We start from the raw sequence: 15,819 nt of genomic DNA on the forward strand, positions 1-15,819 counted from the left end.
TCGTGACGCCGCCCACGACGATGAACACCTGCAACCCCAGACCGAAGGACAGTCCAGCGGCGAGCAGGGTGGAGAAGCCGTTGCGGGCGGCGTGTGCGACGCGCAACCCGCGGGAGATCAGCAGCAGGTAGACGACCAGGACCGCGGCCAGCCCGGTCAGCCCGAGCTCCTCACCGATGCCGGCGATGATGAAGTCGGTGTTGGCCAGCGGGACCAGATCCGGACGCCCGACCCCGAGCCCGGTCCCGAGCATCCCGCCGTAGGCCAGCCCGAACAGGCCCTGGGAGAGCTGGTAGCCGGTGTTGGCGTAGTCGGCGAACGGATCCTGCCAGTTCGCCACCCGGACCTGGACGTGGGGGAATAGGTAGTAGGCCAGCACGCTGGTCGCGGCGAAGAAGCCCAGCCCGAGCAGCACCCACGATACCCGCTCGGTGGCGATGTAGATCATCGCGAGGACAATCCCGAAGAACAGCAGCGACGCGCCGAGCTCTTTCTCCAGAGCCAGCACCCCCACCGCGGCCAACCACGCGAGCACCAGCGGCGCCAGATCGCGGGGCCGCGGGAGCTCCATGCGCCCGATCCGGCGCCCGGCTGTGCCGAACAGCGCCCGCTTCTCGACCAGGAACGCCGCGGCGAACACGATCACCGCGAGTTTGGCGAACTCACCGGGCTGCAGCGACACCGGACCGACCCGGATCCACAGTTTCGCCCCGTTGACCTGGGAGATGCTCGCCGGAAGCACCCCGGGCAGCACCAGCCCGAGCAGCCCCGCCAGCCCGAACAGGTACCCGTATCGCGCCAGCACCCTGTGATCGCGCAAGCGCCACAGCACGACGACGAGTAATGCCACGGACCCGGTGGCCCACGCCAGCTGCCGCGCCGCATCCGCCGACGGCGCCAGATCGTTCGAGGTCGCCGCGGAGGCGCCGCTGGCCAGATCCAAGCGATGGATCATCACCAGACCCAGCCCGGTCAGCAGCGCAACACACGGCAGGATCAGCGGGTCCGCGTAGGGCGCCCAGCGGCGCACCGCCAGGTGCGCCCCGGCGAACAAGCCAAAGTAGGCCAGCCCCAGATACCCCAACGCGGGATCCACGGTGTTGGCCTGATCGATCTCCACCGCCACCAACGCCGCCGTGGTGATCACCGCCGCTGCCACCAACAACACCAGTTCCACGCGACGTCCGGTCGAGCGCTTCACCGGGCCCGTCGTGGCGCGCCCGCTCTGCCCGGGTCGGGGGGCGGAGGTGTCGGATGGTGAGGGACGCGGGGGTGCGGCCATCAGCGGGGCAGCTCCTTGTCGGTGTCAGTGTCGGTGTCGTGGGTCCTGCTGATGCGTCGGGCCTGCTGGTGGGTGCCACCGGCCGCGATGGCCAGGTCCCACGCCTCCACGTTCACTTCCCGTCCTGAGTGCACACTTGCACCTTCGTTTGACTATACGGTGGGTGGCGAGGTCCTCGAGGCTTCCTACCTCGGTGGTCATAGCCACGGCAGGGACGGAGCGGAGGTTTCTGAAAGGCCGCTACCGGCGCCGCCGTAGCGGCGCGCGCGACCCGGAGCGCCAGGTGTGAGCTCTCGAATCGCCGCGCGAGTCCTGGCGCGTCGAGGGCTGGGCCGAGCCCGCTTCCACATTCGATACGGCACACCACGATTAGCCCGGTACTCGCCCTCGGGCGGCACCCGTCCGCGGCGTTCGGGACTTCGCCGGGCACCGCGATGCGCGCTGTACCTGCTGGGAGCAGCTGGGGGCGTCAGCCGCCGGGCACGCGCGAGGGGCTGGGTACCGGCGATGCCGAGGTGGGCGCCCTCGTAGCGTGCGGGTGTACCGGCGCCCGGAGCTGAGATGGCACCGTGTCGGCGGATATCGGGACCGCCAGAACCAGCACGACGATCCCCAAGAACATCAACATCCCGCCGGCCGGCTGGGCCATCGGCAGGCGACGCGCGGATGACGGGCCGTGCCCGGTCTCGCTGGCGACCATCCACAACCCGACCAGCAACACGAGCATCGCTGCAGCCGCAGCCCCCGAAGGACCTATCAGAGCCACCTTGCGTGGACCTCCTCGATGAGTCCCACCCGTGGGCGGGAGGTGTCGGTCGCCATCGCCATCGGTGGAGATGCCGAGGCGACGTTGGCCCGGATTCCATGTGTGTGTCGTGAGAGTTCCGCACCGCACCGCGACGTCTCTTCTCGCCGATCCGTCCTTCGGGCAGGCGACACCGCCTTCGTTGCGCTCCGCGGAGCTCCCGGTGAGGGCGCGAGATCACCGGTGGTTGGCAGGGCGTTCAGCCCGGAGGAGAACCGGGGAGCTGCTGGCGCTGGAGGCCGTGCACCGCCACGAACGCGCTAGTGCTCGCTCAGCGTCGTGACTTGCGCGTATGCCGGTCGCCCGGCCGCCGCGAACAGGACACCCTGCCGCCAGAAGGGACCTGTTCGAGGCTGTCGGTGTGGCTGACCTCTGGAGATGAGGGTCCAGGTGCGGACGCGGTGGCCTCTTCGCGCCCTGCCCAGGAGCTTAGCTCGTGAGCTGCTGCCATCGGGTCGTGGCGAGTCGGTGCCGATGGTGATGGGAGTGAGGTCGCCGTCGATGTTGACGTGTTCGCAGAAGACCGCCCTTGCCAGGCTAGTCAAACGGTTGTAGGACCACTGCTGTCCGTGCGGGGTCCACCCCCGGCGCGCCCGGCGGGCGGCCAGGAACCCACGGAGGACCTTGCCGCGCTGCGCGGGCAGCTCACCTCCTCCCTCGATGGCCGTGCCGGTAACCAGTGAGCTTCAGTTGACCGACCTGGCACACCCCAAGGAGCCCGATCCATGACCTCTGCGGCGGCAGACCCCACCTAAAGTCCCCGCCCCCTCGTCGGCACCCCAGCGGCAGCGGAGTCGTTGCGGACCAACGCCCAGCAGCTACACGGCGGGGCCGACGCGGGCATCGTCACTCCGGCCCATGTCGAGGCGGATGGGTCTCGGTGGTGGAACCTGCACGACCTACGCCGCGAGCCCGCGGCCTATCTCGACGACCACCCCGATGAAGACCCACGACGGTGACCTATCCAAAGGCTTGGACGATGGCGTCGTTCGTGCAAGTCCGCTGCCGGTGCCGCACCGCGACAACCGTCACCAGCGTCATCGCATGGCATAGGTCCGCGGACGGGGAAGCGATCCGCTCGCGCCGCGTGACGCCGAGCGAGATCGTCGACGACAGCGCAGTCCTCACCCGACCGCCCCGCTGACGAGCGCCTGTGCGAGCTGGACCCCGACACGGGGATGACGAGGACCGGTGAGCGGGCCGGAATTGTCGTACGAAGCGGTCGGGCTCGCCCCTGCCTTTCTGAACCGACCGTCGCCATCGGGCCGCGCCCACGCAGCGCCAGGTTGAGGGGCCACTCGAACACCTCGAGACGCTGCTGGGGGGTGCGGGCTTTCTCCGCCGTCGCGGGCAGCCCGCTCTGGCTCGGCCTCTTTCCGCCGAGGCGTTCGCCCGCGTGCAGGACCTGGCCCGAGGAGTTTCGCTTGGGAGAGCTCGCACCGAGCTCCGGGGCGGCGGTTTGCCGGCGCGGCCGATACGAGGGCTGACCACTGGCCGGGTGGCCGCGGGAAAGGTTGGACTCTCGATTATTTGTTTGATTGTGGTCTGTTCGGAGCCGCGGTGAGCTGCGAGAATGTGCCAGGTGGCCCTGCGCGTTCCTCCGCGCGTCCGAGGGCCATCCCCCACCGCTCGGCCCCCACGGGCGGTGGGGTCCGGCCGTTGCGGAGGTCGCTTGGTCGGCTGAGGCCGACGGTTCCCGGTCCCGGGTGCTTGTGGCGGTGAACCGGCTGTGAGGTCGGCCGCGTCTCGCCTGAGGTTTTTGGTTTGGCTGCGCGTTCCGTTGCTGGTGCTGCATGGTGGCCTTGAGTGCGTTGCCGGCCCCTGTGGCTGACTTAGGGCTGGGCGTTCAGGCTCTGCGTCGCCGACGCTGGGCGGGTGTGGAGTGCCTGAGCTTCTCGTGGTGGGCGACGGCGAGGCCGACCATGTCGATCACGTAGGGGTCGTCGACCGCGTAGAACTGGTGTCTGCCCGCGCGGCGGGCGGACACGAGCCCGGCCATCTTGAGCTTGCCGAGGTGGTGGCTGACCGTGGCCACGGATTGTCCGACCCGGTGCGCGAGGGTTCCCACGTCGCTTTCTCCGGCGGCGAGCGCGCAGAGCAGCTCGAGGCGCACGGTGGCCGAGAGCAGCCCGAAGGTCGCAGCGGCGTCCTGGATGACCTCGGGGTCGTGCTCGTTGTGGACGGGTTGGGCCGATGGCGGCACGTGCGGTCCTCCCCGGGGCGGGCCTGGAGCGTCCCGCTTAGTTGGATGGGCATTTGACAGCATCAGGTTCGCGTCGGTCCAGCACATCCTCCTCACATGTTCCGGACGCGGCGGCACCCCCCCGGGCGGGTCCAGGCCCGAGGCAGGGTGTGCGAGGTCCGACGAGGTCCACGACCTCGGTGGGCGTGCCCGCGAGAGGCGGTGCTCAGAGGCGTCTGTGGTCATCGTCGAGCAACCTCGCGACGCAGACCGCCGGCTCGTCGAGGCCCGCCACCAGCGGGACGGGCTGTTCGACCCGCTCGCCTCCTGCGTCGTCGCCTTCTGCCGGGAGCGTGGATGCCCCGCTTTGTCCAGCGATCCGACGCGCCCGCAGCGCCCCGACAACTCCCTCGAGATCGACCTTCTCTGACGGAGGGAGCGGGCCAGCAGCGCCTCAGACAAGCTCGCCTCGTGGGGCTGTGGGTGAGGCCGAATTTGGCTGCCTGGACTCCTGGTCAGTCGACGGGCCTCGAGGGCGAAGGTCGGCGGGCTGGTTGAGCTGCCCGACCATCCGTCGCTCGGCACGGCCTCGGAGTCCACATGGCTGGGTTGCCCCCAGCCAGCCGTCCGGGCCCGGCCGCTGGCGGCCACCACTCGACGTGAGGAACCAGCCGGAGCCCGTAGATAGGGCTGCTGGCCGGGTGACCGGCTCGAGATGGCGTTCATGCCCGTTACATGACTGCTGGGCAGGCTGCGCGCCATGAGCACCACGTCCGGACCCGGGTCGAGGTCGCGGTGGGCGTCCGCGGGTGTCGCGGGAGCAATGCTGCTCGGGGTGGCGCTGGCCGCCTGTGGCGGGGCGCCGTCGTCCGCCACCGGCGCCCCAGTGTCGAGCCCGGCAGCTGCGCCCGGGCCGGCGTCGGCGGCCCCGCCACCCCAGACCGCGGCCCCGGTGTCGTCGCCTGAGGTCAACCCGGCCGGCGACATTCCTGACACCCAGGCCTATGTGCCCTTTTACTCTCCGGACGGGCTGTTTACGGTGTCGGTCCCGGAGGGCTGGGGCCGCTCGAGTGAGGGCCCGGTCACTGTGTTCACCGACAAGCTGAACACGGTGCGGATCGAGGCCGCGCCGCGGCCCGCGCCGCCCACCGTGGACTTGGCGCGGGCCCGGGAGCTGCCCGCCCTGGCCGGGTCGGTCCCGGGCTTCGCGCCGGGCCAGGTCAGTGCGGTCACCCGCCCGGCCGGGCCGGCGGTGCTGATCACCTACCAGGCCGGTTCGCCCCCGGATCCGGTGACCGGGAAGTCCAGGCTCGACGCGGTCGAGCGCTACGAGTTCTTCCACTCAGGCGCGCAGGTCACCCTGACCCTGTCCGGCCCGGTGGGCGCCGACAACGTCGACCCCTACCGGATGATCACCGACTCGCTGCGCTGGCTGCGATGACACCGGCGGGGTCCTCTCATCCGGCCGACCCTCGAGCGGGAGTTCGGCCGGAGTCGGTGGCGGACGCGGCGGGCGACCCGTCTGCGGCGCTGGCGGCGCGGTCGCTGCACCGGTTCTTCCGGGTCGACGGGCAGGAGACGCTGGCGCTGCGGGGGGTGTCGCTGGCGGTCGCGGCCGGGGAGATGGTCGCGGTGGTCGGCCCGTCGGGGTCGGGCAAGTCGACCTTGTTGGCGTGCTTAGCCGGGCTCGACGAGCCCGACGCCGGCTTCGTGACCGTCGCCGGGCAGACATTGAGCCACCAATCGGAGCGGGCGAGGACCCGGATCCGGGCTCACCACATCGGACTGTTGTTCCAGTCGGCGAACCTGATTGAGCACCTGAGCGTGGCCGGGAACCTCACCCTGGTCCAGCAGTTACTCGATCGCGCGGGGCGCCCTGACCGGGCGGGGCTGCTGGCCGCGGTTGGGCTCGCCGACCGGGCCCGGGCCTACCCCAGCGAGCTTTCCGGTGGGGAAGCGGCCCGCGCCGGGCTAGCGGTCGCGCTGGCCAACCAGCCCGCGGTGCTGCTGGCCGACGAACCCACCGGGGAGCTCGACACCACCACCGAAGCCGGCATCCTGACCTTGCTCCGCGCGGCCACCGGTCGGGGCGCCGCGGTACTGGTGGCCAGCCACAGCCCTGTGGTGGCGGACGCCGCCGACCGTGTGCTCACGCTGGTGGACGGGACGCTGTCCCCGTGACCGCCGGCCCGGTCCCGACGTCCGGGCCCCCCGGTCGGCGCGCTCCCGCACCCGAGGGGGAGCTGGTGCGCTGCACGGGGGTCAGCCGTCGCCACGGCGACCCGACCACCGGGGTGCTGGCCGTCGCGGAGGTCAGTTGCGCGGTGCGGGCTGGGATGCGGGTGGCGCTGACCGGGCCGTCGGGTTCGGGCAAGTCCACCCTGCTGCACCTGATCGCCGGGCTGGACCGCCCCACCGGCGGGAGCATCATCTGGCCCGGCCTTGACGGACCGCCGGTCGGGCGACCGGACGCGGTCGGGGTGGTCTTCCAAGGACCCAGCCTGTTGCCCGACCTCGACGTCACCGAGAACGTGGCCCTACCGTTGCTGTTCGCCGATGTTCCCGCCGAGCAGGCCGCTGCCCGCGCGGCGGCGGCCCTGGCCCGTCTAGGGATCAGCGACTTGGCCGTCAAGTTGCCCGAGGAGCTCTCTGGGGGCCAGGCCCAGCGGGTGGCCACCGCCCGGGTGCTGGCCGGGCGGCCCCAGCTGATCCTGGCCGACGAACCCACCGGTCAGCTCGACCGACGCACCGGCGCGCAGGTCATCTCGGTGCTGCTCGAGGCCGCCGAGGAGCTCGACGCCGCTCTGCTGGTCGCCACCCACGATCTCAGCGTGGCCGAGCGCCTCACCGAGCGGTGGCCGATGCGCGATGGGCACCTCTGCACTGCGACCGACACCACCACCGCCACCGGGACCGCCACCAGGGACGGGGGCGACCGGTGACGTTGCTGTGGCTGGCCGGGCTGCTGCGCCGTCGCGGCACGCGGCTGGTCGCAGCCGCCGCCGGGGTGGCGGTCGCGGTCGCGCTGCTGGCCAGCCTGGGCGCGTTCCTGGCCGGGTCGAAAGCCGCGATGACCCAGCGGGCCGCGGCCGCGGTCGCGGTGGACTGGCAGGTGCAGGTTCAACCGGGGGCTGACCCGGCTGCCGTGCTCGACGCGGTGCGCTCTACGCCGGGTACGACCGCGGCGCTGCCGGTGGGGTTCGCCCCCATCAGCGGCTTGAGCGCCACCACCACCACCGGGACCAGCGCGGCCAGCACCCAGAGTACCGGGCCGGGGGTGGCGCTGGGCCTACCGGCGGACTACCCGGCGGTGTTCCCCGACGCGGTCCGCGTCCTCGCCGGCGCCCCGACCGGGACGCTGCTGGCCCAGCAGACCGCGGCCAACCTGCACGCCGCACCCGGCGACACCGTGGTCATCGGGCGCCCCGGGCTGGCCCCGGTGCCGGTCCGGGTCGACGGGGTCGTCGCCCTGCCCCAAGCGGATTCGCTGTTCCAGCAGGTTGGTGCGCCCGCCGGCGCCCAACCCGCTGCGCCCCCGGACAACGTGGTGCTGCTGCCGCAAACCCTGTGGCACACCGTGTTCGACCCGGTCGCCGCCAGCCACCCTGACCCGGCCCGGCCCGATCCGGTCACCACTCAGATCCACGTCGCCCGCAGCCATCAGCTGCCCGCCGACCCCGCCGCGGCCTACACCGTGGTCACCGGCGCCGTCCGTAACCTCGAGGTCCGCGCCGCGGGGACCGCGCTGGTCGGGGACAACCTGGGCGCGACCCTGGGCAAGGCCCGCGAGGACGCCGCCTATGCCCAGGTGCTGTTCCTGTTCCTCGGCGCGCCCGGCGCGGTTCTGGCCGGGCTGCTCACCGCGGCGATCACTGCCACCGGCGCCGCGCGCCGCCGCGCGGAGCAGGCCTTGTTGCGGGCTCGGGGCGCCCGGGCCGGCGCGCTGCTCAGGCTCGCCGGCGTCGAAGCCGCGGCGGTCGGGAGCGCCGGCAGCTTGGTCGGGCTCGGCGTCGCCGCGGGGATCGGCCGATGGGCATTCGGGTCGGCCGCCTTTGGCGCCACCGCGGCCACCGCCGTCGGCTGGGCACTGGGCGCTGCCGCCGTCGGGCTCGGGATCGCCGCGGCAACGGTGCTGCTGCCCGCGTGGCGGGACCTGCGCGCGGTGACCGTCGTGGCCGGCCGGTCAGCGCTCGGGCGCGCCAACCGACCGTGGTGGGCCCGTTACGGCCTGGACGTCGCGCTGCTCGCGGCCTCGGGTCTGGTGTTCTGGGCCGCCTCCGCGGGCGGGTATCAGCTGGTGCTCGCCCCCGAAGGGGTCCCGGCCATCTCGGTGTCCTACTGGGCCTTCGCCGGGCCTGCCCTGCTCTGGGCCGGGGCCGCGCTGCTGGCCTGGCGCCTGGCCGACCTGCTGCTCGACCGCGGCCGGGGCCTGCTCGGGCGCGGGCTGCGCCCGGTGGCGGGCCCTCTCGCGCCGACCGCGGCGGCGATGATGGCCCGGCGCCGCCGGCCGCTGGCCCGTTCGATCGTACTGCTCGGGCTCGCGCTCGCCTTCGCCGTCTCTACGGCCACCTTCAACGCCACCTACCAGGCTCAGGCCGAGGCCGACGCGCAGTTGACCAACGGTGCCGACGTCACCGTCACCACCTCGCCGGGCGCCGCGGTCGGCCCCGCCGCCGCCGAACCTCTCGCCCGGGTCCCCGGGGTCCGGTCGGTGGAGCCGCTGCAGCACCGCTTCGCCTACGTCGGCGCCGACCTGCAAGATCTCTACGGGGTCAACCCCCAGACCATCACCCGGGCCACCACCGTGACCGACCAGTACTTCCAGGGCGGTACCGCCGCCGGGCTGCTCGACCGCCTCGTCGCCGCTCCCGACTCCATCCTGGTCAGCGCCGAAACCGTCAGAGACTTTCAGCTCCAGTCCGGCGACCTACTGCGACTGCGGCTGCCCGACGCCCGCACCGGGGCGCCGGTGACCGTCCCGTTCCACTACGCCGGGATCGTCACCGAGTTCCCCACCGCCCCCAAGGACAGCTTCCTGGTCGCCAACGCCTCCTACGTGGCCGCGGCCACCGGCAGCGACGCCGTCGGTGCGTTCCTCGTCGACACCGGCGGCCACGACAGCAGCGTCGTCGCCGCCCGCATCCGCGCGGAGCTGGGTCCGGCCGCCACCGTCACCGACATCGCCACCGTGCGGGGCAGCGTGGGCTCCAGCCTGACCGCAGTCGACCTGGCCGGCCTGACCCGCGTCGAGCTCGGTTTCGCGCTCGGCTTGGCCGCCGCCGCGGGCGGGCTGGTGCTCGCCCTGGGCCTGACCGAACGCCGCCGCAGCTTCGCCATCGCCACCGCCCTGGGCGCCCGCCCCGGGCAGTTGCGGCGCCTGGTCACTGCCGAGACCGTTGTGCTCGCCGTCGTCGGGCTGCTCCCCGGCGCCGCCACCGGATGGGTCCTCTCCGAGATGCTGGTCGCCGTACTCACCGGCGTGTTCGACCCCCCACCCGCGGCGCTGAGCGTGCCCTGGACCTACCTCGGCGCCGTCGCTGCGATCACCCTCGCCGCCCTGGCCGCCGCCACCGCGCTGGCTACGCAGCGAGCCCGGCGCCCCGCCGCCGCGCTCCTGCGCGAATTGTGACGCTCCCGGTCCCCGCCGCGGCGCGTCGGTGGGCCCCCGACCGTTGCCCTCACCCGGCCTGGAATCTTTGCCGGCGACCGCTTGCGGGCCCGGTCCGCCCGAACGGGCCCCGGGGCGATCGCCCGCTCCTCGGCGCCGACGCCCGCTCCCGGCGTTGAATGGGTCGCGGTGACCGGGAGGTCACCTGTGGCGGCGACTCCGCCGGGCAACCGCAGCGCGACGGGCCGGAGTGGCCCGTCAGCGCCGGCGCAGCAGGCGTAGCAGCAGCGGTGGGCGCCCGCCGTAGCCTTCGGCCTCGAACGCGGCCACCGCGATCCGGGGCAGGTCCCGGACCGCGGCGAACATCAGAAACCGGGGCACCCAGGAGGGGTCGAACCGGGCGTTGAACCGGTAAAGCGTCTCGATCTGCCACCATCGCGACGCCACGCGCAGACACCGCGCCCACAGCCGCGCGACCGGGCCGGCCCCGATCCGCTGCCCGCGCTCGAGGGCGGCGCGGAACACCGCGAAGTTCAGCGAAACCCGCGAGACCTCCAGGCCGCGGCAGGCGGCGAGCAGGTCGACGATGAGCAGCTCGTTGAGTCCGTTCTCCGGCATGGACGCGTCGCGGATCATCAGATCCAGCGACAGGCCGTCCGGGCCCCAAGGCACGAAGGCCAGCAGCGCGCGGACCTGGCCCTCGAGGGTGGCGCTGACCACCACGACGTCCGGGTCGCACTCGGGGTGACCGAACCGGGACAGCGCCATGGAGAAGCCCCGCTCGGCCGGGGTGCCGCGCCAACCCTCGACCGTGGCGCGCAGCGCGGTGAGCTCGCTACCCGGGATGTCCGCCAGGCGCCGCACCTGGGTGTGGTAGCCGGCGCGGCGGACCCGGGACACCGCCTGGCGCACATTGCGCATCGCCCGACCCTGTACCGAGAACGTCGCGACGTCGACGACGGCTTCGTCGCCGAGCTCGAGGGCATCCAGCCCGCCGTGACGGGTCCACGCCTTCGCGCCCGGTTCGGAGCAGCCCAGCACCGCGGGCACCCACCCGTAGCGCCGGCACAGCGCCACGAACTCTGTGATCGCGCCCGGCCAGGCTTCGACGTCGCCGAGCGGGTCTCCCGAGGCCAGCGCCACCGCGGCGAGCACTCGGTAGCTGACCGCGGCCTTGCCGCTGGCCGAGAACACCACCGCCTTGTCATCGCGCAACGCGAAATAGCCCAACGAGTCGCCGCGGCCGTGCTGGGCGAGCAGGCCGCGTACCGCGGCGTCCTCACCGCTGGTCTTACTCGGGCGCGGCTCGCCCGAGCGCAGCAGGAAATAGCCCCCGATCAGCACCGCGGCCACCCCGAAGCTCAGCCCCAGCGCGGCGGTCAGGTCATCGACCCAGTCCACTCGGAACCCGACCGGGCCGCTGACCCCGACCAACGCCAACGCGGCGTGCTCGACCCGCGCCAAGGTGCTCGGGTTTCCGACGAGCAGCGAGGGCCGCACGAACAGCATCGCCAGCTCGAGCAGGAACCCGCCGCCCACCAGCTGCAGCACCACCCGCGCCGCCGCCAGCCGACCGACCGGGTCGGGCACCGCGGTGAACTCCCGGCGCGCGCCCAACAGCCCAGCCAGCACGAGCGCCACCGCGCCGGCCAGCACCGCGTGCCGACCGATCCCGTGCATTACCAGCAGCACGACACAAACCGCGACGGTGAGCTGCCAGGCCCGGCGTTTGCCGCGGCGCAGCCCGGTGGCCAGCATCACCAGCCCGACACCGGCCACCCCGGTGATCACCAGCGCGGCCTCCGACGCGGTCGGCACACCGAACCACAACTCGACCCGCAGCCGCCGGTGCCAAAGCGGGGTGATCAGCGAGAGCACCGCGAGCAGTCCGATCAGCCGCACCGCCCAGGTCGCCAACCGGGCCGTGATCAGCGCGCGGAGCCGGCCACGCTCACCGCCCGGGTGCGATGGTGCGGGCTGGAGCCCCACTCCGGGGCTCGCCCCGGCACCCGACCCCGACCCGACCGACCCCGACTCGACCGAGGCCTCGGCTGTGGGGTGGCCGGGGGGGTGGGGGCCACCGCGCCCGGGGTCCGGGCGCGGTCCCCGCGGCCGGCCGGGCGCGCGCGGTGAACCCTGTGCTTCGGGTGCGCGGCGGCCCCGCAGCAGCCCCGAGCGGCCGCTCACCGATCCAAACCCGCCGTGGGGCCGGGGGCGGGCCACGGCGTGAGCGGGCGTTCGCGGATTGACGTGGGTGTTGGCGCAACGCGGGGAGTGGCCACCACGACACAGCGCGGGGCGGCGCGCAGGTCGCTCGGCCCGCGCAGGGGGGACACCCGGGTCGGCGCGATCAGGTCGGTCCGCAGAAGCGTCGGCGCGCTCCGGGCCCGCGGCCGGTCGCGGGCGTCGGCCTGCGGGCGGTGTTCATGCATCACAGGTCCTCAGCGACAATCGGGTTGGTGGTGGGTGTCGGTGGCGGTCCGACCATCGGGGTTGGTCCGGGCGCCAGGTTTACCTCAGGGTGGCCCGGATGCGTGAGACCGTGATGTACGGTCGGCCGTCGAGCTGCCCCCACCCCGACCCGGACGATTCGCCGCCGGGACCACCGTGACGCCACGACGGCAACCCCGACGACTCGCCGGTCCGATTCGGTGGTCGACTCCTCCCACGGGATTCTGCGTCCCTCGCCAGCTCACCGGCCCCCTCGTGAGCCGCGCTACCGGTCGGGGGATACCCCTTGCTGCGGTGCTGGCGGAGAGGCGGGGCTGTGCGACCCGACGACCGCGACCGCGGCGGTGACCGCGAGCACGAAGCCCACGCCGGCCAGCCAGCCCAGACCCGGCCTGACGCTGTCACCGAGCGCCACGACGCCCACGAGGCCCGGGAGCACCGTCTCGCCCACCACCAACGCGGCGGTGGCACCGTTGACCGACCCGAGCTGCAACGCCACGGTGTGCAGATAGAACCCGCCCACCCCGGCGACGGCGATCGCCCACGTAGCGGGATCGGTGGCCAGCACACCGGGCTGCAGCGGCGCGAGACCGGCAGCGATGCGCACCGCGATGGCCAATGCTCCGAACAGCAGCCCGGCTAGCAGCCCGGCGGTCCCGGCGCCGGCCGCGCCGAGTCGGCGCACCAGCAGCTGGCCCAACACCAGGGTCAGCGTGACGGCGAACAGAACCGCCCAGTGCGCATTCCGGGCGGCCATCACGCTTCCCTGCTCGCCGGCCGCCGCCGCCAGGATCGCCAGTCCCACGATCACCATGGCCACCGCGAGCCAGTCCCGGCGCCGCATCCGGTTCCCGAGGACCACGATGCCCAGCAGCGCGGTGACGATCAGGTTCGCGCTCAGGATGGTCTGGGACAAGAACAACGGGATCAGCCGCGCCGCGGCCGCCCCGCCCAAGAACCCGATCACGTCGAGGCCGGTGCCCAGGAGGAACCACCCGGTCAGCGCCGCGGCCGCGGTCGAGGCCAACTTCGGCGCGCCGGAGGCGGTGATTTGCCCGCCGCGGTGGCTGGCCTGCGCGCGGACCGCCGAGCGGCGGGCGCCGTAGGCCTGCAACACGCTGGAGATCCCGTAGGCCAGGCAGGCGACCACGGCGCTCGCGACACCGGCGATCACCCCGAACGTCCTGGTCTGGGTCTCCCGGCTCGACGCCCGGTCACAGCGGTGCCGGTGGGGGCACTGGGGTGCCGGCGGGTGCGCTGCTGCGCTCGACGAGCCAGGGCAGGGCGGTGGCGAAGGCGTGGGCGGCGAACTGCCAGGTGTGGTGTCCGGGTCCAGCGCGCACGGTGCAGGAGATCGCGTCGCGCGCCGCCGAGTCGCACAGCTCCCGCGCTGCAGCGAGATCTGCGCCGACGCCACCGGAGCCAGCGGTGGTGGCGTCGAAGAGCCCGGCGCTGTCGCGGAAGCGGGGATGGCCGGCGAGCACCGTGAGCGGGTCGAACCGGGCCCACGCGCCGCGGTCGCCGCCGTAGAGCCGGGTGATGGTCTGGGCGACGGTGCCGGTGTTGGGTCCGAGGTCGCCGCTGATGTCCTCGAAGGTCGCGAACAGTTCGGGGTGGGTCACGGCCAGGTCGACCGCGCAGGTCCCGCCCATTGACCAGCCCGCCACGCTCCACCACCGCGGCTCGGGCGGGGCGCCGAACCGGGCGATCAACCAGGCTCGGACCTCGCGGGTCAGGTAGTCCGCGACCCGGCCGTGCGGGCCGTCGACGCATTCGGTGTCGTTACCGACCCGCCCCGCGGCGTCGATGAACACCAGGATCGGCCCATAGCCGTGATGGCCGCGGGTGTAGGCGTCGGCGGTGGCGACCGCGTCTCCGGCGCGGATCCAGTCGGGCGCGGCGCTGAACTCCGCCCCGACCATCATGATCACCGGCAGCTGCGGCGGGGACGGGCCGTCGAACCACGCCGGGGGTAGGTACACGTACTGCTCGCGGGGGGTGAACCCGCTCCGCGCCCCTGGGATCGTCACCGCCATCACCTGCCCGGCCCCCGCCGATGGGGCGTTCATCGAACCGCGGGCGGGCGGCCCCCCGCCCGGGACCGGCTCAGCCACTGGGGCGTCAGTGGCGAGGCGGTAGGCCGCGGCGACGGTGGGGACCAGCCCGACCCAGCCGTTGAGGACCAAGGCCGCGCACAGCACACACAGCGGCGGCGCTGCGACCGAGAGCACGCGTCGACCCCACCCGGCGCTCGACCAGCCCAGCACCATGACCGCGGCCGCCGTCGCAGCCGCCCCCACCCAGATCCACAGCAGCAGCGGCGCGGGCTCGGTGGCCCACCCGCTGCTCGCGAAAACCACCGCGCCCGCCACGCCCGCTGCGACTCCCAGCGCGAGCGCCAGCAGACCCCGACCGGTGCGCCACCGTCGGGTGCGCCATCCCGCCGCCGCGACCAGCACCGCCGTCGCGGCGAGCTGCACGGTGATCGGCAGCCACCCCGAGAGCAGCGAGAACACTGACGCATTGTCGGACACGGCCCCGGCTCGCCCTCAGCCACCGGCCGCGAGCTCGCGCTGTGGCGGGGTCGGGCTTCGCCGGTGCCGCTGCCGTAGGCCGGTCACGACCACCGCGAGCACCGCGACCAGCGCGAGCACTGCCGCCACCAGCAGCGCCCATCGGCCGCCGACGAGGTTCTCCAGGCCGGTGTAGGAGGCGCCGCCGAAGTACCCGAGCAGCACCACCGCGCTGGCCCAGCTCAGCCCGCCGAGGGCGTTCCAGAGAAGGAACCGGTGATACGGCATGCCGACCACCCCGGCCACCGCGGGCACCAGCGCCCGCAGAATCCCGACCCAGCGGCCCAGGAAGACCGCGGTCGGGCCGCGGCGGGTGACGAGGTCCTCGGCGCGGTCCCATCGGGCCGGGCCGAGGACCCGGCCGAGGCGGCCGGTGCGCAGCGACGGACCCAGGCCGCAGCCCATCGCGTACCCCACCGCGTCACCGACGATGGCTCCGGCCACCGCCACGGTGATCATGACGGCCAGGTTGGCGTGCCCGGTGGCGGCCAGCACCCCACCGAGCACCATTACCGTCTCCCCGGGCAGGAACAGCCCGACGAAGGCCGCGGACTCGCCCGCGGCCAGCAGCCCCACCACCAGATAGGCCAGCAGCCCGCTCAACCTCAGCACCGCGTCCGCGGTCATCGACGACCCCCGTGCACGAGGCGGTGCTGGGCCGGCACGCCTCCCCGGCGCGCCCGCGGCGACCCGGCGACCGCTCCCGCGAGGACCGGACCCCGCGACCCTCCCGCCACCGCCGACGTCACCGGCAGGGCCCTCACATCTCCGGGAAGGTCAGCGGGATCGCGATGCACGCCGTCAGGGCCACGGCGCGAGTCGGAGCGTCGAGCCGGGGGCACCGCGGCGACCCAGACTCCGCGACACCCCGCCACCCGCCGCGGTAGCGCGCCGGAATCCCGGCGTTGCGGTGCGCGC

The 15,819-nt window shown here is 73.5% G+C and carries 11 protein-coding genes; 5 read left to right on the forward strand and 6 right to left on the reverse strand.

Annotation, left to right across the window (positions count from 1 at the left end; genetic code table 11):
* Together AC0CYZ_RS09005 and AC0CYZ_RS09010 are read right to left on the reverse strand one after the other, a co-directional pair.
* Window positions 1-1,201: FtsW/RodA/SpoVE family cell cycle protein (locus tag AC0CYZ_RS09005; RefSeq protein ID WP_472214420.1), on the reverse strand; the 1,201-nt coding region annotated here is incomplete at its 3' end.
* A 2,732-nt stretch (window positions 1,202-3,933) separates the two neighbouring features.
* Window positions 3,934-4,290, reverse strand: a complete 357-nt coding sequence (locus AC0CYZ_RS09010) for an ArsR/SmtB family transcription factor (protein WP_472214422.1) — start codon at window positions 4,288-4,290, stop codon at window positions 3,934-3,936.
* 217 nt (window positions 4,291-4,507) lie between these two features.
* On the opposite strand from AC0CYZ_RS09010, the gene AC0CYZ_RS09015 reads away from it, so the two are divergent.
* The 5 genes from AC0CYZ_RS09015 to AC0CYZ_RS09035 all read left to right on the forward strand — a co-directional run bounded on the left by AC0CYZ_RS09015 (window position 4,508) and on the right by AC0CYZ_RS09035 (window position 9,898).
* Complete coding sequence (locus tag AC0CYZ_RS09015) at window positions 4,508-4,699, forward strand: hypothetical protein (protein WP_472214424.1); 192 nt, start codon at window positions 4,508-4,510, stop codon at window positions 4,697-4,699.
* A gap of 609 nt (window positions 4,700-5,308) precedes the next feature.
* Window positions 5,309-5,710, forward strand: coding sequence for a hypothetical protein (locus tag AC0CYZ_RS09020; RefSeq protein WP_472214426.1), 402 nt, complete (start codon window positions 5,309-5,311; stop codon window positions 5,708-5,710).
* A gap of 56 nt (window positions 5,711-5,766) precedes the next feature.
* Entirely contained in the window at window positions 5,767-6,450 is a 684-nt protein-coding gene (locus tag AC0CYZ_RS09025; RefSeq protein ID WP_472214428.1) for an ABC transporter ATP-binding protein, read from the forward strand.
* Complete coding sequence (locus AC0CYZ_RS09030) at window positions 6,447-7,211, forward strand: ABC transporter ATP-binding protein (RefSeq protein WP_472214430.1); 765 nt, start codon at window positions 6,447-6,449, stop codon at window positions 7,209-7,211. The genes AC0CYZ_RS09025 and AC0CYZ_RS09030 overlap by 4 nt, the downstream gene beginning before the upstream one ends.
* Entirely contained in the window at window positions 7,208-9,898 is a 2,691-nt protein-coding gene (locus tag AC0CYZ_RS09035; RefSeq protein ID WP_472214432.1) for an FtsX-like permease family protein, read from the forward strand. The genes AC0CYZ_RS09030 and AC0CYZ_RS09035 overlap by 4 nt, the downstream gene beginning before the upstream one ends.
* Before the next feature lie 237 nt (window positions 9,899-10,135).
* On the opposite strand, the gene AC0CYZ_RS09040 is transcribed toward AC0CYZ_RS09035, so the two are convergent.
* The 4 genes from AC0CYZ_RS09040 to AC0CYZ_RS09055 all read right to left on the reverse strand — a co-directional run bounded on the left by AC0CYZ_RS09040 (window position 10,136) and on the right by AC0CYZ_RS09055 (window position 15,528).
* Window positions 10,136-11,794: a phosphatidylglycerol lysyltransferase domain-containing protein gene (locus tag AC0CYZ_RS09040; RefSeq protein WP_472214434.1), complete on the reverse strand. Its 1,659-nt coding sequence runs from the start codon at window positions 11,792-11,794 to the stop codon at window positions 10,136-10,138.
* Window positions 11,795-12,593: 799 nt separating this feature from the next.
* Complete coding sequence (locus tag AC0CYZ_RS09045) at window positions 12,594-13,502, reverse strand: hypothetical protein (protein ID WP_472214436.1); 909 nt, start codon at window positions 13,500-13,502, stop codon at window positions 12,594-12,596.
* Between the two features lie 40 nt (window positions 13,503-13,542).
* The gene (locus tag AC0CYZ_RS09050) at window positions 13,543-14,862 is read right to left on the reverse strand and encodes an alpha/beta hydrolase (protein WP_472214438.1); all 1,320 of its coding nucleotides are present in this window, start codon (window positions 14,860-14,862) and stop codon (window positions 13,543-13,545) included.
* A gap of 15 nt (window positions 14,863-14,877) precedes the next feature.
* Window positions 14,878-15,528 carry a DedA family protein gene (locus AC0CYZ_RS09055; protein WP_472214440.1) on the reverse strand — a complete coding sequence of 217 codons (651 nt, stop codon included), beginning with the start codon at window positions 15,526-15,528 and terminating at the stop codon, window positions 14,878-14,880.
* Between the last annotated feature and the right edge of the window lie 291 nt (window positions 15,529-15,819).

This window comes from Actinomycetospora sp., from assembly GCF_055612215.1.